Origin of the sequence: Pseudomonas quebecensis, assembly GCF_026410085.1 — a bacterium.
Lineage (GTDB): Bacteria > Pseudomonadota > Gammaproteobacteria > Pseudomonadales > Pseudomonadaceae > Aquipseudomonas > Aquipseudomonas quebecensis.
This window is the reverse complement of record NZ_CP112866.1, coordinates 3,774,980-3,793,782: the sequence shown is the minus strand read 5'-3', so window position 1 is coordinate 3,793,782 and position 18,803 is coordinate 3,774,980. Positions and strand designations below refer to the sequence as shown.

18 protein-coding genes are annotated in these 18,803 nt (G+C 62.1%); 12 read left to right on the top strand and 6 right to left on the bottom strand.

Annotated elements, in window-relative coordinates; translation table 11 throughout:
- Window positions 1-1,347: a spinster family MFS transporter gene (locus OSC50_RS17675; RefSeq protein ID WP_181081557.1), complete on the top strand. Its 1,347-nt coding sequence runs from the start codon at window positions 1-3 to the stop codon at window positions 1,345-1,347.
- A 120-nt stretch (window positions 1,348-1,467) separates the two neighbouring features.
- Here the strand turns inward: OSC50_RS17675 and rapA are convergent, their stop codons facing one another.
- Window positions 1,468-4,314 (bottom strand): RNA polymerase-associated protein RapA, encoded by a 2,847-nt coding sequence (rapA, locus tag OSC50_RS17670; protein WP_181081556.1) that lies wholly within the window; start codon window positions 4,312-4,314, stop codon window positions 1,468-1,470.
- Between the two features lie 218 nt (window positions 4,315-4,532).
- Here rapA and OSC50_RS17665 point away from each other — a divergent pair, with 218 nt between their 5' ends.
- Window positions 4,533-4,874 (top strand): hypothetical protein, encoded by a 342-nt coding sequence (locus OSC50_RS17665; protein ID WP_034137285.1) that lies wholly within the window; start codon window positions 4,533-4,535, stop codon window positions 4,872-4,874.
- Here OSC50_RS17665 and OSC50_RS17660 read toward each other — a convergent pair.
- The 3 genes from OSC50_RS17660 to OSC50_RS17650 all read right to left on the bottom strand — a co-directional run bounded on the left by OSC50_RS17660 (window position 4,871) and on the right by OSC50_RS17650 (window position 7,480).
- Entirely contained in the window at window positions 4,871-6,052 is a 1,182-nt protein-coding gene (locus OSC50_RS17660; RefSeq protein WP_266248321.1) for an aminotransferase class V-fold PLP-dependent enzyme, read from the bottom strand. The two genes, OSC50_RS17665 and OSC50_RS17660, sit on opposite strands and share 4 nt — an antisense overlap.
- Window positions 6,049-6,516 (bottom strand): RidA family protein, encoded by a 468-nt coding sequence (locus OSC50_RS17655; RefSeq protein ID WP_266248323.1) that lies wholly within the window; start codon window positions 6,514-6,516, stop codon window positions 6,049-6,051. The genes OSC50_RS17660 and OSC50_RS17655 overlap by 4 nt, the downstream gene beginning before the upstream one ends.
- Window positions 6,517-6,607: 91 nt before the next feature.
- Window positions 6,608-7,480: a LysR substrate-binding domain-containing protein gene (locus OSC50_RS17650; protein ID WP_266248324.1), complete on the bottom strand. Its 873-nt coding sequence runs from the start codon at window positions 7,478-7,480 to the stop codon at window positions 6,608-6,610.
- 133 nt (window positions 7,481-7,613) lie between these two features.
- Here OSC50_RS17650 and OSC50_RS17645 point away from each other — a divergent pair, with 133 nt between their 5' ends.
- Window positions 7,614-7,775, top strand: a complete 162-nt coding sequence (locus tag OSC50_RS17645) for a hypothetical protein (protein ID WP_181081552.1) — start codon at window positions 7,614-7,616, stop codon at window positions 7,773-7,775.
- 143 nt (window positions 7,776-7,918) lie between these two features.
- The gene (ccoM, locus tag OSC50_RS26035) at window positions 7,919-8,035 is read left to right on the top strand and encodes a cytochrome c oxidase subunit CcoM (protein ID WP_277309687.1); all 117 of its coding nucleotides are present in this window, start codon (window positions 7,919-7,921) and stop codon (window positions 8,033-8,035) included.
- A gap of 153 nt (window positions 8,036-8,188) precedes the next feature.
- Here the strand turns inward: ccoM and OSC50_RS17640 are convergent, their stop codons facing one another.
- Both OSC50_RS17640 and OSC50_RS17635 read right to left on the bottom strand, forming a co-directional pair.
- On the bottom strand, window positions 8,189-9,664 hold the full coding sequence (locus OSC50_RS17640; protein WP_181081551.1) for an inorganic phosphate transporter: 1,476 nt from the start codon (window positions 9,662-9,664) through the stop codon (window positions 8,189-8,191).
- Window positions 9,665-9,954: 290 nt separating this feature from the next.
- A complete protein-coding gene (locus OSC50_RS17635; RefSeq protein ID WP_054898413.1) occupies window positions 9,955-10,155 on the bottom strand; it encodes a hypothetical protein in 201 nt (66 codons plus the stop codon).
- A gap of 553 nt (window positions 10,156-10,708) precedes the next feature.
- On the opposite strand from OSC50_RS17635, the gene pcaR reads away from it, so the two are divergent.
- From pcaR to OSC50_RS17595, 8 genes are all read left to right on the top strand, one after another.
- On the top strand, window positions 10,709-11,551 hold the full coding sequence (gene pcaR, locus OSC50_RS17630; protein ID WP_025855315.1) for a pca regulon transcriptional regulator PcaR: 843 nt from the start codon (window positions 10,709-10,711) through the stop codon (window positions 11,549-11,551).
- Window positions 11,552-11,697: 146 nt separating this feature from the next.
- Entirely contained in the window at window positions 11,698-13,038 is a 1,341-nt protein-coding gene (gene pcaK, locus OSC50_RS17625; RefSeq protein WP_266248331.1) for a 4-hydroxybenzoate transporter PcaK, read from the top strand.
- Between the two features lie 141 nt (window positions 13,039-13,179).
- Window positions 13,180-14,040, top strand: a complete 861-nt coding sequence (locus OSC50_RS17620) for a CoA transferase subunit A (RefSeq protein ID WP_266248333.1) — start codon at window positions 13,180-13,182, stop codon at window positions 14,038-14,040.
- Window positions 14,037-14,816, top strand: a complete 780-nt coding sequence (locus OSC50_RS17615; protein WP_266248335.1) for a CoA-transferase subunit beta — start codon at window positions 14,037-14,039, stop codon at window positions 14,814-14,816. The genes OSC50_RS17620 and OSC50_RS17615 overlap by 4 nt, the downstream gene beginning before the upstream one ends.
- A complete protein-coding gene (gene pcaF / locus OSC50_RS17610) occupies window positions 14,813-16,015 on the top strand; it encodes a 3-oxoadipyl-CoA thiolase (protein WP_181081561.1) in 1,203 nt (400 codons plus the stop codon). The genes OSC50_RS17615 and pcaF overlap by 4 nt, the downstream gene beginning before the upstream one ends.
- Before the next feature lie 23 nt (window positions 16,016-16,038).
- Complete coding sequence (gene pcaH / locus OSC50_RS17605) at window positions 16,039-16,743, top strand: protocatechuate 3,4-dioxygenase subunit beta (protein WP_253511044.1); 705 nt, start codon at window positions 16,039-16,041, stop codon at window positions 16,741-16,743.
- 1 nt (window position 16,744) lies between these two features.
- Complete coding sequence (pcaG, locus tag OSC50_RS17600) at window positions 16,745-17,311, top strand: protocatechuate 3,4-dioxygenase subunit alpha (protein ID WP_253511048.1); 567 nt, start codon at window positions 16,745-16,747, stop codon at window positions 17,309-17,311.
- Window positions 17,312-17,504: 193 nt separating this feature from the next.
- Window positions 17,505-18,800: an MFS family transporter gene (locus OSC50_RS17595; RefSeq protein WP_181081545.1), complete on the top strand. Its 1,296-nt coding sequence runs from the start codon at window positions 17,505-17,507 to the stop codon at window positions 18,798-18,800.
- The last annotated feature ends 3 nt before the right edge of the window (window positions 18,801-18,803 follow it).

The window sequence follows — 18,803 nt, the reverse complement described above, 5'->3', positions numbered from 1 at the left end:
ATGCAGAACTCGACCCAAGCGGCGAATGCCTGGCGCATTCTGTTCCTGCTGTTCCTCGCCAACCTGTTCAATTTCTTCGATCGAACCATTCCGGCAATCATCATCGAACCCATCCGCATGGAATGGCACCTGAGTGACTTTCAGCTCGGCATCATCGGCACCGCCTTTACCATCGTCTATGCCATCGCCGGCCTGCCCCTTGGGCGTCTGGCCGACACCGGCTCGCGCAGCAAGTTGATGGGCTGGGGGCTGTTTGCCTGGAGCGGGCTCACGGCGATCAACGGCCTGGTAGGCAGTTTCTGGAGTTTTCTGCTGGTGCGCATGGGGATCGGCATCGGTGAAGCGAGCTACGCGCCGGCGGCCAACTCGCTGATCGGCGACTTGTTCCCGGCGCACCGCCGCGCCCGCGCCATGGGGATTTTCATGCTCGGGCTACCGTTGGGCCTGCTATTGGCGTTCTTTACCATCGGGGCGATGGTCAAGGCGTTCGACAGCTGGCGCGCGCCGTTCTTTATCGCCGCGGTGCCGGGGCTGATCCTGGCGGTGTTCATGTTCTATATCAAAGAACCCAAGCGTGGCGCGGCGGAGGCGGTGCAGGTGTCCCAGGCGCGCGTCGACCGCCCGATCCGCCGCGTGCTGGCGGTGCCGACGTTCCTATGGCTGGTGCTGGCCGGGTTGTGCTTCAACTTCGCCACCTATGCCTGCAACTCGTTCCTGGTGCCGATGCTGCAGCGCTATTTCCTGTTGCCGTTGCAGGACGCGGCGGTGGCCACCGGTTTCATCGTCGGCGTCACAGGCCTGATCGGCCTGACACTGGGCGGCTGGATCGCCGACAAGATCCATCAGCGGATTGCCAATGGCCGGCTGTTATTTGCCGCGTGCAGCCTGATTATTTCCACCGTCACCACCGCTTGGGCCCTGCATGCCGGGCGCATCGAGATCGGCGTGTTTGTCGCGCTGTTCAGTGTCGGCTGGCTGTTTGCGTACAACTTCTACACCTGCGTCTACACCGCGATTCAGGACGTAGTGGAACCGCGCCTGCGGGCCACGGCGATGGCGCTGTTTTTTGCCGGGTTGTACCTGCTGGGCGGCGGCATGGGGCCGATTGTGGTGGGCGGTTTGTCCGACCACTTTGCCCATTCGGCGATGTACGCCGACGGTGCGCAACAGATGACGGAAGCCTACAAAGCCGTGGGCCTGCACGACGCCATGTACCTGATCCCGGTGGCGCTGTTCTTGACGATGCTGTTTCTGTTCCAGGCCTCGCGCAGCTTTGTGCGGGATGCCAAGCGCATGAAGGAGGGGTTGAGTGCGGTTGAGGTGCCGGCTGTTGCCGCGACCGCTTGAGACTGGGGTGAAGCCATCGGGGGCAAGCCCCCTCCCACATTGATCAGTGACCGACATGACAACTCGGTCAACTGTGGGAGGGGGCTTGCCCCCGATAAGGTCAGCAGGGCAGGAGGGTCATCAACCCGCCACCAGCACCCGAATCGCCTCCAGGCGCAGCGCAGCCTTGTCGAGCATGGCCAGGCCCTGTTCGCGTTGCTGGCGCAGGGCAATCAGTTCACTGTCGCGCACGGTCGGGTTGACCGCCTGCAGTGCCGTCAGGCGAGCCAGTTCTTCATCGGTGTCCGCCGCCAGGCGCCGTTTGGCTTCGGCCACGCGTTCGGCATGGCGAGGGCTGATCTTTTCTTCGCCGGCATTGATGCGCGGCGTGAGTTGATCGCGCTGGGCCTGGACGAACTTGTTGGCGCTGGCCCGTGGCACGCTTTCCAACTGATCATTCAGGGTTTCGAACGACACGCGGCCGGACAGGTCGTTGCCGTTGGCGTCCAGCAGGCAGCGCAGGGCGGCCGGTGGCAGGTAGCGGCCCAATTGCAGCGAGCGCGGCGCCACCACTTCACTGACGTACAGCAGTTCAAGCAGCACGGTGCCCGGCTTGAGCGCCTTGTTCTTGATCAGCGCCACGGCGGTATTGCCCATGGAGCCGGACAGCACCAGGTCCATGCCGCCCTGCACCATCGGGTGTTCCCAGGTGATGAACTGCATGTCTTCACGCGACAGCGCCTGGTCACGATCGTAGGTAATGGTCACGCCTTCGTCGTCGCCCAGGGGGAAGCTGGCGTCGAGCATTTTTTCGCTGGGCTTGAGGATCAGGGCGTTTTCCGAATGGTCTTCGCTGTCGATGCCGAACGCATCGAACAGGGTTTCCATGTAGATCGGCAGCGCGAACTGATCGTCCTGCTCCAGAATGGCCTCCACCAGCGCATCGCCTTCGCCTGCGCCGCCGGAGTTGAGCTCCAGCAGACGGTCGCGACCTGTGTGCAGTTCCTCTTCCAGGCGTTCGCGCTCGGCACGCGCTTCGTCGATCAGCGCTTGCCACTCGCCATCGTCGGCGTTTTCCAGCAGCGGTAGCAGGCGCGGGCCGAACTGATGCTGCAAGGCGTTACCGGTCGGGCAGGTGTTGAGAAAAGCGTTCAGCGCTTCGTGGTACCACTGGAACAGGCGCTCCTGCGGGCTGGTTTCCAGGTAGGGCACATGCAGTTCGATTACATGTTTCTGGCCGATCCGGTCCAGGCGGCCGATCCGCTGTTCCAGCAGGTCCGGGTGGGACGGCAGGTCGAACAACACCAGGTGGTGGGAGAACTGGAAGTTGCGGCCTTCACTGCCGATTTCCGAGCAGATCAACACTTGGGCGCCGAATTCTTCGTCGGCGAAGTAGGCGGCGGCGCGATCGCGCTCAAGGATATTCATACCCTCGTGGAACACCGTGGCTGGAATGCCGGAGCGCACGCGCAGTGCATCTTCCAGGTCCATGGCGGTTTCGGCGTGGGCGCAGATCACCAGGACCTTGGTGCGCTTGAGCATTTTGAGCTGATCGATCAGCCACTCCACGCGTGGGTCGAAACGCCACCAGCGATGTTCTTCTTCGATGTCCGGCTGCGACTGGAAGCTGACTTCCGGGTACAACTCGGCGTGCTCGCCCAGCGGCAATTCGAGGTATTCGTCCGGGTTCGGCAGCGGGTAAGCGTGCAGCTTGCGCTCCGGGAACCCTTGCACCGCGGCGCGGGTGTTGCGAAACAGCACGCGGCCGGTGCCGTGACGGTCGAGCAGCTCGCGCACCAGGCGTGCACTGGCTTCGGTGTCGCCATCGTTGACGGCGGTGAGCAGCGCTTCACCTTCGTTGCCGAGGAAACCCTGGATGGTCTTGTGCGCGGCAGGCGACAGGCGACCTTTGTCCAGCAGTTCCTGCACGGCTTCGGCGACGGGGCGATAGTTCTCGCTCTCGGCGCGGAAGGCCTGCAGATCGTGGAAGCGGTTCGGGTCAAGCAGGCGCAGACGCGCGAAATGGCTGTCCTGGCCCAATTGCTCCGGGGTGGCGGTGAGCAGCAATACGCCCGGAATCACTTCGGCCAGTTGCTCGACCAGCGCGTATTCCGGGCTGGCCTTGTCTTCATGCCAGACCAGGTGGTGAGCCTCGTCGACCACCAGCAGGTCCCAGCCGGCGGCGAACAGCGCGTCCTGAGCTTTCTCGTCGTCCACCAGCCATTCCAGCGCAACCAGGGCCAGTTGAGTGTCTTCGAACGGGTTGGTGGCATCGCTTTCGATAAAGCGTTCTTCGTCGAACAGCGCCACCTGCAGGTTGAAGCGGCGGCGCATTTCCACCAGCCACTGGTGCTGCAGGTTTTCCGGGACCAGGATCAATACGCGGTTGGCGCGGCCCGACAGCAGTTGGCGATGGATCACCAGGCCGGCTTCGATGGTCTTGCCCAGGCCCACTTCGTCGGCCAGCAATACGCGCGGTGCGATACGGTCAGCGACTTCACGGGCGATGTGCAGTTGGTGCGCAATGGGTTGCGCACGCACGCCACCCAGGCCCCACAGCGAGGATTGGAGTTGGCGGCTGGTGTGTTCCAGGGTGTGGTAACGCAGCGAGAACCAGGCCAATGGGTCGATCTGCCCGGCGAACAGACGGTCGCTGGCCAAACGGAACTGGATGAAATTGGAGAGTTGGGTTTCCGGCAGGGTGACCTGCTCGTTCTGCCCATTGAGGCCGTGGTACACCAGCAGGCCGTCGACGTCGTCGACTTCCTGCACGGTCATTTTCCAGCCTTCGAAATGGGTGATGGAGTCGCCCGGCGAGAACCGCACGCGGGTGAGGGGCGCATTCCGTAGCGCATACTGGCGGGTGTCGCCAGTGGCCGGATAGAGCACGGTCAACAAGCGGCCGTCCTGTGCCAGAACGGTGCCTAACCCCAGCTCTGCTTCGCTGTCACTAATCCAGCGTTGCCCCGGTTGATACTGCTGCGCCATGCTGCCTGACTCCCGCCGTGAAAAAGCCGACTATCTTAACGGAACAAGGTCCACCGCCCAAGGACTCTGACAAAAACTACGCCGTTCGCGGGCAGCGATGTGCGTCGAGTCGACGGGTGGCGGGCACTTGCGAGTGTCGACTGGGTCACAGGTTCCAACCTTGGTGCTCAAGTCGCTCTGCGCCGCGCCGACAGCCTGAGATCAGGAGAGAAAAACTTATGCTGCCACCCATGCTGCCCGTCAGCGTCGTGCCGGTCACGTCACAACTTGACCCGGTGCGCCAGAAGCCGGATATCCCGCCCGTGGTGCCCGTGCAACAGGGCTCCAACGAAAGTACGATCGATCTGAAAAAGGGCGACGCCGAGCAATCCACCTTTCTGCTGCGCGAGGAACAGCGTCGCCAGCAGGAACAGCAGAAGCGTCGGCGGGAGGCGGATGAAGACCCGGAGCAGCACCTGGCCATTCCTGGCGATGTGCTCAACGCCGATAACACCGTGCCGGTCGTGCCGCTGATTGAAGATGCGCCGCGCCAGGGATTGTGGGTAGACGTCGAAGTCTAGCCACGCAGTGCGCGCAGGGCGTTCAGCAAGATCTCGATATCGCCCTCGTCGTTAAGCGGGCTGACGGAGATGCGCGCGATGCCGGGCAGGCTCCTTGCCTGCATGTCCAGCGGGGTATAGGCCACGTTATTGGCGCCGATATTGATGCGTTGCAAGGCCAGTTGCCGTTTGAGTTCGAACCCGTCCCAGCCTTCCAGGTTGAAGGCGATCAAGCCCGATCGATGCTCGCCCAGGTCATGCAGCGAGATGCCCTCGATCTCACCCAATGCCTGGCGAATTCTCGCACTTGTCTGCGCAACCCTTTCCCAGACTCGCTCGATCCCAAGCTGATTGATCTCGTGCAATGCATTGCCCAATCCGGCCAATAGGGCGTAGGACACTTCGCTGGTTTCAAAACGCCGGGCGTCATTGCGCAGGTCGAAACCTTGCGCGCTCCACGGTGCGGAAAACACATCGCGCTGGGCCGGGTCGAGGCGCGGCAGAAACGCCGGCCGCACATACAGCAGTGCCGTTGCGCGTGGCCCGCGCAGGTGCTTGCGCCCGGCGCACTTGAGTACATCGCAGTGCAGCGCCTGCACATCCACCGGGATCTGGCCGACGGCTTGGCCGGCATCGATAAAGTAGGCAATGCCATGGCGCCTGGCCACTTCGCCGATGGCCTGGGCCGGGTTGATCAGGCCACCGTTGGCGGGCAGCCAGGTCAGGTCGATAAGCTTGACCCGCGCGTCGATCATTGCCGTCAGCGCCAGCGGGCATACGGCGCCGCTGGCATCGCAGGGGATCACTTCCACACGGGCGCCCGCTTTTACGGCCACTTGCATGCTCGCCAGGTTGCCGCCCCATTCATGGCGCCCGACCAGGATCCGGTCCCCCGGCTGCCAGGGACCAAGGGCCTGGAATGCCAGGTTCCAGGCGCTCGAACCGCTGCCGGCGAAGGCGATCGAGGAGGGCGGGGCGTTGAGCAACCGCGCGGCGGCGCGCCTGGCATTGTCCGCCATTACGGCGCCGTGCTCGCCGGCTTCCATTGGCCCGTCGCGCGCCTCGCGCTGCAGTTGCTCGATGATGGCATCGACGGTCGCCTGGCTCGGCAGGGAGGCGCCGGCATGATTGAAATGCACCAACCCCGACTGGCAGCCCGGCGTGGCCGCGCGCAATTGCCGAACCTCCAGCGGGCTCACGGCTGCACCTCGAACACCGCATCAACCTCCACCGCCACGCCGGCGGGCAGGCTGGCCACGCCTATCGCAGTGCGGACATGCCGGCCTTTTTCGCCCAGGACGTTGACCAATAGGTTCGATGCGCCGTTGGCCACCATGCCATGGCGTTGAAAATCGCTGCTGGCGGCAATGAACACGCCCAGGCGCAGCGTTCGTACCAGGCGCGACAGGTCATCGCCCAGGGCATCGCTCAATTGCGCGAGCAATCCCAGGGCCGCCAGCTCCGCGGCCCGAACGCCTTCTTCATCGCCGAGGGTCTCGCCCAATCGGCCCACATAAGCAGGCTTGCCGTCCACCAGCGGGATTTGCCCGGAGATAAACAGTTGATGGTGGCTGGCGACATGGTTGATGTAATTGGCAATCGGCTGGCTGGGGGAGGGCAGCGTCAGGCCCAGAGCATTTACGCGGGCGCGGAGGGAGTCCATGGTCAAACCTCTTAAGAGTGGGAGGCGTGAGCATGTTGGCCTTGAGCGGCGGCGACAAACGGATAGATCTCACCCGACGTATCGAAATAACTCACGCGTCAGTGCAGGCGTCCTTCAGCCACTCAACGAAGCATTCGGCCGCTGGGCTGATACCGCCTGGCGGGGCGATCAGCCAGTAACCGATATCGCTGTGATAAGGCGGCCAATCGAAGGCTGGCACCAGGCTGCCATCCTGCAAACGCCTTTCGATCAAACGATGCCGGCCCATGGCAATGCCCTGGCCGGCCACGGCTGCTTCGACGACGATGTTGTAGTCGTGCAGCAGCACGCGGGGGTGGTGCTCCAGATCGACCTGGTAATGCGCGGACCAATCGCTCCACTCGAACGGCCGGTGCGAAGTGGCCATCAGCAACGGCCCCTTGTGCAATGGGCCGGCCTTGAACGCAGGACTGCACACCGGGGAAATCACCTCCGGCATCAATCGTGTGGCATGTACGTCGGGCCAGTCGCCTTTGCCATAGCGGATCGCCAGATCGACTTCGGCGGCGGGGACATTGGCCAGTTGAATGGCCGGCAGCAACTCAACCTGAATAGACGGGTAGCGGTTGAGAAATCCGGCCAGGCGGGGGGCCAGCCACAGGGTGGCGAACGAGGCCAGCAGACCGATGCGCAAGACCGTCGTACTGGGCGCCGCCCGTTGCGCACGGGTGGCGACGGCGATCGCGTCGAGGGCCGGGCGAATGTCGTCGTAATACTGTTGGCCGTCGGCGGTCAGATCAATCGCACGTGTGCGCCGGACAAACAGTGATTTACCCAGATGCTGCTCCAGTTTCTGCACTTGATGGCTCAACGCGCTCTGGGTCACCGACAATTCAGACGCTGCCTTGATAAAGCTCAAATGTCGTGCCACGGCTTCGAAAGCGCGCAGGGCCAGCAGCGGTGGAAGGTCTTTGTGCAGTGCCACCTGGGGACGCCTCAAAAGGTTGGACAGACGCGTCGATTTTGGTCGATGGCCTGCCTTTTGTCGCCCGCTGATTTGCCGTCGGGCGGGCGAGGCCGCATTATTGAGGCCTCCCCGCCACCACGTAAGCCAAGCCATGAGTGATGAACCCAAGCTGATCGACCTGAATGCCGAACGTGCCAAGCGCGTGCATGACCTGAACGACAAGCGTCTGAACGAAGTGCGCCAGGCGTTTGAACAGGCCATGCCGCTTGGGAAAACCAAGAAAAAACCGAAAAACAAACCCAAAAAGCGTTGAAATGCCCTGCATCTATTGATGCAGGTCAGTTATTGCCCTTCTTTACGCCCCGTTGCGGGCGACATTGATCCTCGTCAATTTTCCCCTGCACCATCTCCGTTAACTTAGCCCCATCGCAACAGGGCAAGCACGGGAGGGCGGTCATGTTCATCGATAATGTGGTGTTTGCCGGAGTGCTGACCGTCAGCCTCATGGTGATGTTCTTTGTAGGGTTTGGATTTTTTATCTGGAAAGACGCGAATAAGCGTAAAAAACCATAGGTCTTTCTGGATTACATGAGCACGCAAGGCATTTTGGGCGACTTCGGTCGCCCTTTTTTTTACCTGCGATTTGAGCTCTTCGCTAATGCCCAGTCATAAAAAAAGGTGCGGTCCTCTTGCGAGGCCGCACCTTCTTTTTTCAGCGTAGGGCGATCAGCTGCCCAGCGCTTTGGACGCCAGCCAGAACAACCCGGCCGACAGCGCAACGGTCGCCGGCAGGGTCAGCACCCAGGCCATCAGGATGGTCTTGACCGTGCCGCCTTGCAGGCCGCTTTTGTTGGCAACCATGGTGCCGGCGACACCCGACGACAGCACGTGGGTGGTCGATACCGGCAGGCTGAAGATGTTGGCCAGGCCAATCATGCTCGCCGTGGTGATCTGCGCCGACATGCCTTGTGCGTAGGTCATGCCCTGTTTGCCGATCTTCTCGCCGATGGTCAGCACTACGCGCTTCCAGCCCACCATGGTGCCCAGGCCCAAGGCCAATGCGACGGCCAGGATTACCCAGAACGGTGCGTATTCGGTCGTGGCGGTCAGGTCTTTGCGCAGCTTGTCGAGGTCCGACTTCTCGCGCGCATCCAGGCCTGGCAGCTTGCCGACTTTCTTCGCGGTATCGTCCAGGCAGAGCAGGTAGCGACGCACTTCGATGCGGTGATCGGCGCTCAGCGAGTGGTAGTCGGATACACCTTTCAAGGTGTTGACCAGCGCATTGATCGTCGGCTCGGTCTGCTGCGGGTTGCACTGGAACTTGCCCGGCAGGTCATCTTTCACGCTTTTGCCCAGGGCCAGGAACTCGCCGAGGGTTGCGTTATTGCGCTCATAGAACTGACTCAAATGCACAGTGGCGTCGCGGGTGCGTTCGATCTGGTAAGTGGTGCTGCCCAGGTCGAGAACGAATTGCGCCGGCACGATACCGATCAGCACCAGCATGATCAGGCCGATACCTTTCTGACCGTCGTTTGAACCGTGCACGAAGCTCACGGCCATGGCCGAGATCACCAGCACCAGACGGTTCCAGAACGGCGGGTGCTTTTTGTCGTCGAGCTTGCGGCGCTGGTCCGGAGTCTTGTGCATCTTCGACAGCGGGCGCCACCACTTCAGGCCGATCAGCACCAGGGCTGCCACCAGGAAACCGGCCATCGGCGAGAACACCAGAGAGGCACCGATATCGACTGCCTTTTGCCAGTTCACACCGTCAGCCAGGGGGATATCGTTGATCAGTGCGTTGGCCAGGCCGACGCCGAGGATCGAGCCGATCAGAGTGTGGGAGCTGGACGCGGGGATACCGAAGTACCAGGTGCCCAGGTTCCAGGTGATCGCCGCCGCCAGCAATGAGAAGACCATGGCTAGACCATGACCGGTGTTCACATTGATCAACAGCTCCACCGGCAGCAGGTGCACGATGGCGTAGGCGACACCGACACCACCGAGCAACACGCCGAGGAAGTTGAACACCCCGGAGAAGAACACGGCCAGGTGCGGCGGCATGGCTTTGGTATAGATGACTGTGGCCACCGCGTTAGCGGTGTCATGAAAGCCATTGATGAACTCGAAGGCGAGGACAAAGGCCAGGGCGAGCAACAGGCTCACTAGAACCCACGCATCCAGTCCGCTGAATAAATCGATCATGAAGGTTTTCTGACCCGGTCGTAAGGGGGCGCGATTATGCCAGAAAACCTCAGTAATCGATGCACTAGCTGCTCATCGGTAACAATCTTCACTGGAAAAACACCGGGGAGCGCTGTGCATCCCAGGGTTTCCGGGGCTTTGACAAGTCATTGATTTATATAGCCGCGGCCCCTTTGCGAGGGCGATTGTCGCCAAAACGTCATCTCTGAAACATTTGTATGAAATTTTACCGAGGGCGCAGAGAGGCGGATTGGCTCGAGCTGGCTATGCGCCATCCTTTTGTGCTGCGCCTACGGCTCTTCGGTCTTGAGTTCCTCTTCAATCTTCTGGATTTCCTGGGCAAAGGCCTGGTCCAGCAGGCTGGCGCGCTTGCGCCATGGCTTACGCTCAGGTTCAGGCTGGGCGGCGTAGGTGGTGACTTCCCCGCCGTAAACGTCCTTGTAACGTTGTTCCTGGCGCTCTAGTTCCGCGCGCAGTTCATCTTTCGTCACATCGTTACCTAATTGAGTTGGGTGTAAGTAAGTTAAAGCGTTATGCCTGGATGGCGTCTCAAGGCGAACAAAGTTGACCCCTTGCAACGCCAACTTATGAAACACAGGTGCCTTTGCATGCGACGTGCGGGTCATTCCAGGCTGATAGTGCGCTTGCCCCGCACTCCTGTGCAGTGGCGGCAGGCGTGGTCGGCGAACCTGCAGACCGCGATCCGGGCGCAGGGTGCATTATAGCGGCGCATTTGTATAACACTATCGGCATAGAGTTAAAAAGCTTCAACTTTGTATGAGGCTTTTGTTACATCGGTGTGTGAGCATTTAATAAGTGCCTGCGCTTCACAATTGGTTAAACGCTGTTAATGCATTTGTACAACTTTCCCTTGGCACACTCACGGCTGAGCACTCTGCGGTGTGCTCGCGCTAAATTGCGATTATCGAATCATCGTCCGATAATCGCACAGTGATGTCGGCGCAATCTTGTATCCCGCAGCCGGCGCGGCTTGTAATACCTGGCAAACCTCCCCAGCGGCTGACAATAAGAGAAGGCATCGAGATGAACGATCAATTGCGCAATTCCTTCGCGTCCGTGGCGCCTCCGATCGTTGCTTCGCCGGCCAAGCGCATCCAGGCGTTCACCGGTGACCCCGACTTCATGACCTCCCTGGCTCGCGGCCTGGCGGTGGTGCAGGCGTTCCAGGAGCGCAAGCGCCACCTCACCATCGCCCAGATCAGCCACCGCACCGAAATCCCGCGTGCCGCCGTGCGCCGTTGTCTGCACACCCTGATCAAGCTCGGCTACGCCACCACCGACGGGCGTACCTATTCGTTATTGCCCAAGGTGCTGACCCTGGGCCATGCGTACCTGTCGTCCACGCCACTGGCGGTGTCGGCCCAACCTTATCTGGACCGCATGAGTGAGCAACTGCACGAGGCATGCAACATGGCTACCCTCGAAGGCGACGACATCCTCTACATCGCGCGTTCGGCGACCACCCAGCGGCTGATCTCGGTCGATCTGTCCGTCGGCGGGCGTTTGCCGGCCTACTGCACGTCCATGGGGCGCATCCTTTTGGCGGCGCTGGACGACGCTTCGCTGCAGGACTACCTCGATCATGCCGACCTGCAAACCAAGACCAGCCGCACCCTCACCACCCCCGAAGCGTTGTTCGAATGCCTGCAGCAGGTACGCCAGCAAGGCTGGTGCATCGTCGACCAGGAGCTCGAGCAAGGCCTGCGTTCCATCGCGGTGCCGGTCTATGACGCTTCCGGGCAGGTGCTCGCGGCGCTGAACGTCAGCACCCACGCCGGGCGTGTCAGCCGCAGCGAGCTGGAGCAGCGCTTCCTGCCGAGCATGCTCAGCGCCAGCCGCGAGCTGAGTGCGCAATTATTTGCGTAAGCTGTTCGGTGACCGCACAGATCCCGAGCTGATCAATTGACGCTGTTTCCCCCGGCTTATTAATGTGCGGCAGCGCTGTTCAAGCGCCACTTAATAAGAATGACGGCCCCAGGCCGTCCGCCCGCCATCGGTGTGGAATAAAAATAATGAATCAGCCTTCTGTCGGTACCACCCTGGACGTGCAGTCCTTTATTAATGCCCAGCCGCTGTCACGCTATCAGTGGCGCGTGGTTATCCTGTGTTTCCTGATTGTGTTCCTCGATGGCCTCGATACGGCAGCCATGGGCTTTATTGCACCGGCGTTGTCCCAGGACTGGGGCATTGACCGCGCCAGCCTCGGCCCGGTGATGAGCGCCGCGTTGATCGGCATGGTGTTCGGCGCCCTCGGCTCCGGCCCGCTGGCCGACCGCTTCGGGCGCAAAGTCGTGCTGGTAGGCGCGGTGCTGGTATTCGGTGCCTTCAGCCTGGCTTCGGCCTACAGCAGCAACGTCGATCAGTTGCTGGTGCTGCGTTTTCTCACCGGGCTGGGCCTGGGGGCGGGGATGCCCAACGCCACCACCTTGCTCTCCGAATACACTCCTGAACGCCACAAGTCGCTGCTGGTGACCAGCATGTTCTGCGGCTTCAACCTGGGCATGGCCGGCGGCGGGTTTATTTCGGCCAAGCTGATTCCGGCATTCGGCTGGCACAGTCTGCTGCTGGTCGGCGGCATCCTGCCGTTGATCCTGGCCGTGGTATTGCTGGTGTGGTTGCCGGAATCGGCGCGTTATCTGGTGGTACGCAACCGTGGCGCCGACAACGTGCGCCGGACCCTCTCGCCCATCGAACCCAACCTGGTCGCCCAGGCCACTCATTTCAGCGTGCCCGAACAAAAAACCGTGAAGGCCCGCAACGTGTTCGCGGTGATCTTCTCCGGTACCTACAGCGCCGGCACCTTGCTGCTGTGGCTGACGTACTTCATGGGCCTGGTAATCGTGTACCTGTTGACCAGTTGGCTGCCGACCCTGATGCGCGACAGCGGCGCAAGTATGGAGCAGGCCGCGTTTATCGGCGCGTTGTTCCAGTTCGGCGGCGTGTTGAGCGCGGTCGGCGTAGGTTGGGCGATGGATCGGTTCAATCCGCACAAGGTGATCGGCACGTTTTACCTGTTGGCCGGGGTATTTGCCTACGCGGTCGGGCAGAGCCTGGGCAATATCACGCTACTGGCCACCCTGGTGCTGGTCGCCGGCATGTGCGTCAACGGCGCGCAATCGGCGATGCCTTCCCTGGCGGCGCGGTTCTACCCGACCCAGGGCCGCGCCACAGGCGTGTCGTGGATGCTCGGCATCGGGCGTTTCGGCGCGATTCTCGGCGCCTGGATGGGCGCCACGCTGCTGGGCCTGGGCTGGAACTTCGAGCAAGTGCTCAGCGCCTTGGTGATTCCCGCCGCACTGGCCACCACTGCCGTGGTGATCAAAGGCATGGTCAGCCACGCCGACGCGACCTGATCGATAGCCTGCCAACAATCGGTTCGATAATCGAACGCTTAGTCGATTATCGGATTGTTTGGCCTATTTGCCCGGCTTAATCTGCAAGCACTTCGGCGCCCCCTCAGCGCCTTTTTCGATCAACACCGGGAGCCCGACCCCATGGCTGAAATCCTCGCGCTGCGTGATGCGGTAAAGCAATTCGTCAATGACGGCGATACCGTCGCATTGGAAGGCTTTACCCACCTCATACCTACGGCAGCGGGTCATGAAATCATCCGTCAAGGCAAGAAAGACCTGACGCTGGTCCGCATGACGCCCGACCTGATCTACGACCAGTTGATCGGTGCCGGTTGCGCCCGCAAGCTGATTTTTTCCTGGGGCGGCAACCCCGGCGTAGGTTCCTTGCATCGTCTGCGCGACGCGGTCGAGAAGCAGTGGCCGCAGCCGTTGGAAATCGAAGAACACAGCCACGCCGACCTGGCCAATGCCTACGTTGCTGGCGCCTCCGGCCTACCCTTTGCGGTGCTGCGTGCTTACGCCGGTTCCGACTTGCCCAAGGTCAATCCACTGATCAAGAGCGTGACGTGCCCGTTCACTGGCGAAGTGCTGGCGGCCGTGCCGTCGGTGCGCCCGGATGTCACGGTGATTCACGCGCAGAAGGCCGACCGCAAGGGCAACGTACTGCTCTGGGGCATTCTCGGTGTGCAGAAAGAAGCCGCGCTGGCCGCCAAGCGTTGCATCGTCACCGTGGAAGAAATTGTCGACGACCTGAATGCGCCGATGAACAGCTGCGTGCTGCCCACCTGGGCCCTGAGCGCGGTATGCCATGTGCCCGGCGGCGCGCACCCGTCCTACGCCCAAGGCTACAACGAACGGGATAACCGCTTCTATCAGGCGTGGGACCCAATCGCTCGCGACCGTGGGACGTTTACTGCGTGGATCGACGACTACATCCGCGGCACTGCCGATTTCACTGAGTTCCAGGCCAAACTGGCCGCCGCCCAGGAGGCCAAGCAATGACTTATTCGACCCATGAAATGATGACCGTCGCCGCCGCGCGTCGCCTCCAGAACGGCTCGGTGTGTTTCGTCGGTATCGGCCTGCCTTCCAAAGCCGCCAACCTGGCGCGCCTGACCTCGTCGCCGGATGTGGTGTTGATTTACGAGTCCGGTCCGATCGGCGCCAAGCCGTCCGTGCTGCCGCTGTCCATCGGTGATGGCGAGTTGGCGCAAACCGCTGACACCGTGGTGCCCACGGCCGAGATTTTTCGCTACTGGCTGCAGGGCGGGCGCATTGACGTCGGGTTTCTCGGCGCGGCCCAGGTAGACCGCTTCGGCAATATCAACACCACTGTGGTCGGCGATTATCACCAACCCAAAGTGCGCCTGCCGGGGGCCGGGGGGGCGCCGGAGATCGCCGGTTCGGCCAAGAGCGTGTTGATTATCCTCAAACAATCGGCGCGCTCGTTCGTCGACAAACTGGACTTCATCACCTCGGTCGGCCACGGCGAAGGTGGCGACTCGCGCAAACGCCTGGGTCTGCCAGGTGCAGGTCCCGTAGGGATTATTACCGACCTGTGCATCATGGAGCCGGAGGAGGGCACCCATGAGTTTGTGGTCACCACGCTGCATCCCGGCGTGACCCGCGAACAGGTGGTGGCCGCCACCGGCTGGGCGATTCGCTTCGCCGAGCAGCTCGGCACTACCCCCGAACCCACCGTCGTCGAGCTGACCGCGTTGCGCGATCTTGAAGCCCGCACCGCCGCCGCCCACGGCCAAACCCCGGGAGAAGCCTGATGCGCGAGGTATTTATCTGCGACGCCGTTCGCACCCCCATTGGCCGCTTTGGCGGTGGTTTGTCCAGCGTGCGTGCCGATGACCTGGCGGCGCTGCCGATCAAGGCGTTGATGGCGCGCAACCCGTCGGTGCAATGGGGCGCGGTCGATGAGGTATTCCTCGGCTGCGCCAACCAGGCCGGCGAAGACAACCGCAATGTCGCGCGCATGGCGCTGCTGCTGGCCGGCCTGCCGCAGAGCGTGCCCGGTGTGACCCTCAACCGTTTGTGCGCCTCGGGCATGGAAGCCATCGGCACCGCGTTTCGTGCCATCGCCAGCGGCGAAATGGAGCTGGCGATTGCCGGTGGCGTCGAGTCAATGTCCCGTGCGCCATTCGTGATGGGCAAAGCCGATGCCGCGTTTTCGCGCAACATGACGCTGGAAGACACCACTATCGGCTGGCGTTTTATCAACCCGTTGATGAAAGCCCAGTATGGCGTGGATGCGATGCCGCAGACCGCCGACAACGTGGCCGACGACTACAACGTCTCCCGTGCCGACCAGGACGCGTTCGCCCTGCGCAGCCAGCAACGTGCGGCTGCCGCGCAAGCCGCCGGCTACTTTGCCGAGGAAATCGTACCGGTGCGGGTCGCCCATAAAAAAGGCGACACCGTGGTGGAGCGCGATGAGCATCCACGGGACACCACCCTGGAAGCCCTGACCACGCTCAAACCCGTCAACGGCCCGGGCAAGACCGTCACCGCCGGCAATGCCTCGGGAGTCAACGACGGCGCGGCGGCGCTGATCCTGGCGTCCGCCGAGGCCGTGCGACAACACGGTTTGACCGCCCGTGCCCGCGTATTGGGCATGGCCAGTGCCGGTGTGGCGCCGCGCGTGATGGGTATTGGCCCGGTGCCGGCGGTGCGCAAATTGTTGGCGCGTCTGGACCTGGCGGTCAGCGACTTCGACGTGATCGAACTCAACGAAGCCTTCGCCAGCCAAGGCCTGGCCGTGCTGCGTGAACTGGGCCTGGCCGACGATGCGCCGCAGGTCAACCCGAACGGCGGCGCCATCGCCCTTGGTCATCCGTTGGGCATGAGCGGCGCGCGGCTGGTGTTGACGGCCCTGCATCAATTGGAAAAAACCGGCGGCCGCAAAGGCCTGGCAACCCTGTGCGTGGGCGTCGGCCAAGGCCTGGCCCTGGCGATCGAACGCGTCTAAGCCTAATAAGAGAGGATGGCTCCATGAGTGATAAGCCCGGTTACCGGCGCCCCCAGGCGGGCACCCAGCCTGACTACCTGCACCCGGCATACCAGTCGACGAACCTGCGTTCGCCGTCCAAGCCGTTGGTGTTTCTGCCTCATTCCTTGTCGGAAATCACCGGCCCGACCATTGGTGCCGAGCGGATCGGCGAGCAGGACAACGACCTCACCGCCCAGCACGACGGTGAGCCCCAGGGCGAACGCATCATCATTCACGGCCGCGTGCTGGATGAAAATGGCTTGCCGGTACCGGGCATTCTGGTGGAGATCTGGCAGGCCAACGCCGCCGGGCGCTACCACCACCCGCGCGACCTGCACGACGCGCCGCTGGACCCCAACTTCACGGGCACCGGGCGCACGGTCACCGACGCCGAGGGCTGGTACCAGTTCCAGACCATCAAGCCCGGCGCCTATCCGTGGGGCAATCACCACAACGCGTGGCGCCCGGCGCATATTCACTTTTCGCTGTTCGGCCCCAGTGTGCTGACGCGGTTGGTGACGCAGATGTATTTCCCCGGCGACCCGCTGCTCGAATACGACCCGATCTACAACTGCGTGCCGGACACCCGTGCCAAGGAACGTCTGATCGCGCGTTTCGACCTGGAAAAAACCATCCCTGCCTATGCCCTCGGCTACCGCTGGGACATCGTCCTGCGCGGCCGCGACGCCACGCCGATGGAGAAATAAGATGACACTCAACGCGACCACGTCCCACACCGTCGGGCCGTATTACCACATCGGCCTGACCTGGCTGAACCGCGAGGACCTGACCACCGCGGCCACCCTCGGCGAACGCGTGGCGATCAGCGGGCAGGTGTTGGATGGCAATGGCGAGGTGGTCAACGACGCCATGCTGGAAGTCTGGCAGGCCAATGCCGCCGGCAAGTACGCTCACCCCGAGGACGAGCAGGACAAAGCCCTCGACCCGAACTTCGACGGCTTCGGCCGCGTGCCGGTGGACGCCGAAGGGCGCTTCCGGTTTACCACCATCAAACCGGGCAGCGTGCCCGGACTGAAGGGCACCACCCAGGCGCCGCATCTGGTGGTGCTGGTGTTTGCCCGTGGGTTGGTGAAGCACCTGCTGACGCGGATTTACTTCGACGGTGAGGCGCTGAATGGGGATGACCCGTTGCTGGCCTGTGTGCCGGCAGAGCGACGGGGCACGTTGATTGCCACGCCGGGTGAGCACGGTGTGTATCAGTGGAATGTGATTTTGCAGGGGACCGATAAGGAAACGGTGTTCTTCGATTATTGAGTTGCTTGTTGGGGCCTCATCGGGGGCAAGCCCCCTCCCACAGTTGATAGGTGGTGCGATCAAAATGTGGGAGGGGGCTTGCCCCCGATGAGGCCGGCCCAGGCACTGCCTGCCTTCCTGAAAGTCTGCTTGCGGAACATGGTTGTTGCAAAGTATGTCTAGGCTATAACCGTTCCCATTGAGTAAAAAAATCATGACCACAAAAACCAGTCATTACACCGGAGAAGAACGCAGCAAACGGATCTTTGCGATTGTGGGGGCGTCCTCCGGCAACCTGGTCGAATGGTTCGACTTCTACGTCTATGCCTTCTGCGCCATCTACTTTGCCCCGGCGTTTTTTCCGTCGGACAACCCCACCGTGCAATTGGTCAACACCGCCGGGGTATTCGCCGCCGGTTTCCTGATGCGTCCCATCGGTGGCTGGCTGTTTGGCCGCGTGGCGGACAAGCACGGGCGCAAGAACTCAATGATGATCTCGGTGCTGATGATGTGCGCCGGCTCGCTGGTCATCGCGTTCCTGCCGACTTACAACGACATTGGTGTGTGGGCGCCGATCCTGCTGCTGCTGGCGCGCCTGTTCCAAGGCCTGTCGGTGGGCGGTGAGTACGGCACCACCGCCACCTACATGAGCGAAGTGGCGCTCAAGGGCCAGCGCGGGTTTTTCGCCTCGTTCCAATACGTAACGCTGATCGGCGGCCAGTTGCTGGCGGTGCTGGTGGTGGTGATTCTCCAACAGTTCCTCACCGAAGAAGAGCTGCGCGCCTGGGGCTGGCGCATCCCGTTTGTAATCGGTGCCATCGCGGCGGTGATCTCGCTGCTGCTGCGTCGCACGCTCAAGGAAACCACCAGCAAGGAAATCCGCGAAGACAAAGACGCCGGCAGCATCGCCGCATTGTTTCGCGACCATAAGGCGGCGTTCATTACGGTGCTGGGGTACACCGCCGGCGGTTCGTTGATTTTTTATACCTTCACCACGTATATGCAGAAATACCTGGTGAACACCGTCGGCATGCACGCCAAGACGTCGAGCTACATCATGACCGGCGCGCTGTTCCTCTATATGTGCATGCAGCCGGTGTTCGGCATGCTGGCGGACAAGATCGGCCGGCGTAATTCGATGCTGTGGTTCGCGGGCCTCGGCACATTACTCACCGTTCCTATCCTGCTCACCCTCAAGACCGTCGCCAGCCCGTTCCTGGCGTTCGTGCTGATCACATTGGCATTGGCCATCGTCAGTTTCTACACCTCGATCAGCGGCCTGGTGAAAGCCGAAATGTTTCCGCCACAGGTGCGCGCCCTCGGTGTCGGCCTGGCGTATGCGGTGGCCAATGCGGTCTTTGGCGGTTCGGCGGAGTTCGTCGCGCTGGGCCTGAAATCCATGGGGATGGAAAACACGTTCTACTGGTACGTCACGGCGATGATGGCGGTGGCGTTCCTGTTCAGCCTGCGCCTGCCCCGGCAGGCGGCGTACTTGCACCACGATCTGTAATCG

Excerpts from the sequence above, each read along its gene's own strand:
- OSC50_RS17655 (WP_266248323.1), bottom strand. The coding sequence starts at position 6,516 with ATGGACTCCCTCCGCGCCCGCGTAAATGCTCTGGGCCTGACGCTGCCC.
- OSC50_RS17665 (WP_034137285.1), top strand. The coding sequence starts at position 4,533 with ATGCTGCCACCCATGCTGCCCGTCAGCGTCGTGCCGGTCACGTCACAA.
- pcaH (WP_253511044.1), top strand. The coding sequence starts at position 16,039 with ATGAGTGATAAGCCCGGTTACCGGCGCCCCCAGGCGGGCACCCAGCCT.
- OSC50_RS17620 (WP_266248333.1), top strand. The coding sequence starts at position 13,180 with ATGGCTGAAATCCTCGCGCTGCGTGATGCGGTAAAGCAATTCGTCAAT.
- pcaK (WP_266248331.1), top strand. The coding sequence starts at position 11,698 with ATGAATCAGCCTTCTGTCGGTACCACCCTGGACGTGCAGTCCTTTATT.
- OSC50_RS17615 (WP_266248335.1), top strand. The coding sequence starts at position 14,037 with ATGACTTATTCGACCCATGAAATGATGACCGTCGCCGCCGCGCGTCGC.
- OSC50_RS17640 (WP_181081551.1), bottom strand. The coding sequence starts at position 9,664 with ATGATCGATTTATTCAGCGGACTGGATGCGTGGGTTCTAGTGAGCCTG.
- OSC50_RS17595 (WP_181081545.1), top strand. The coding sequence starts at position 17,505 with ATGACCACAAAAACCAGTCATTACACCGGAGAAGAACGCAGCAAACGG.
- OSC50_RS17645 (WP_181081552.1), top strand. The coding sequence starts at position 7,614 with ATGAGTGATGAACCCAAGCTGATCGACCTGAATGCCGAACGTGCCAAG.
- OSC50_RS17675 (WP_181081557.1), top strand. The coding sequence starts at position 1 with ATGCAGAACTCGACCCAAGCGGCGAATGCCTGGCGCATTCTGTTCCTG.
- pcaR (WP_025855315.1), top strand. The coding sequence starts at position 10,709 with ATGAACGATCAATTGCGCAATTCCTTCGCGTCCGTGGCGCCTCCGATC.
- pcaG (WP_253511048.1), top strand. The coding sequence starts at position 16,745 with ATGACACTCAACGCGACCACGTCCCACACCGTCGGGCCGTATTACCAC.
- ccoM (WP_277309687.1), top strand. The coding sequence starts at position 7,919 with ATGTTCATCGATAATGTGGTGTTTGCCGGAGTGCTGACCGTCAGCCTC.
- rapA (WP_181081556.1), bottom strand. The coding sequence starts at position 4,314 with ATGGCGCAGCAGTATCAACCGGGGCAACGCTGGATTAGTGACAGCGAA.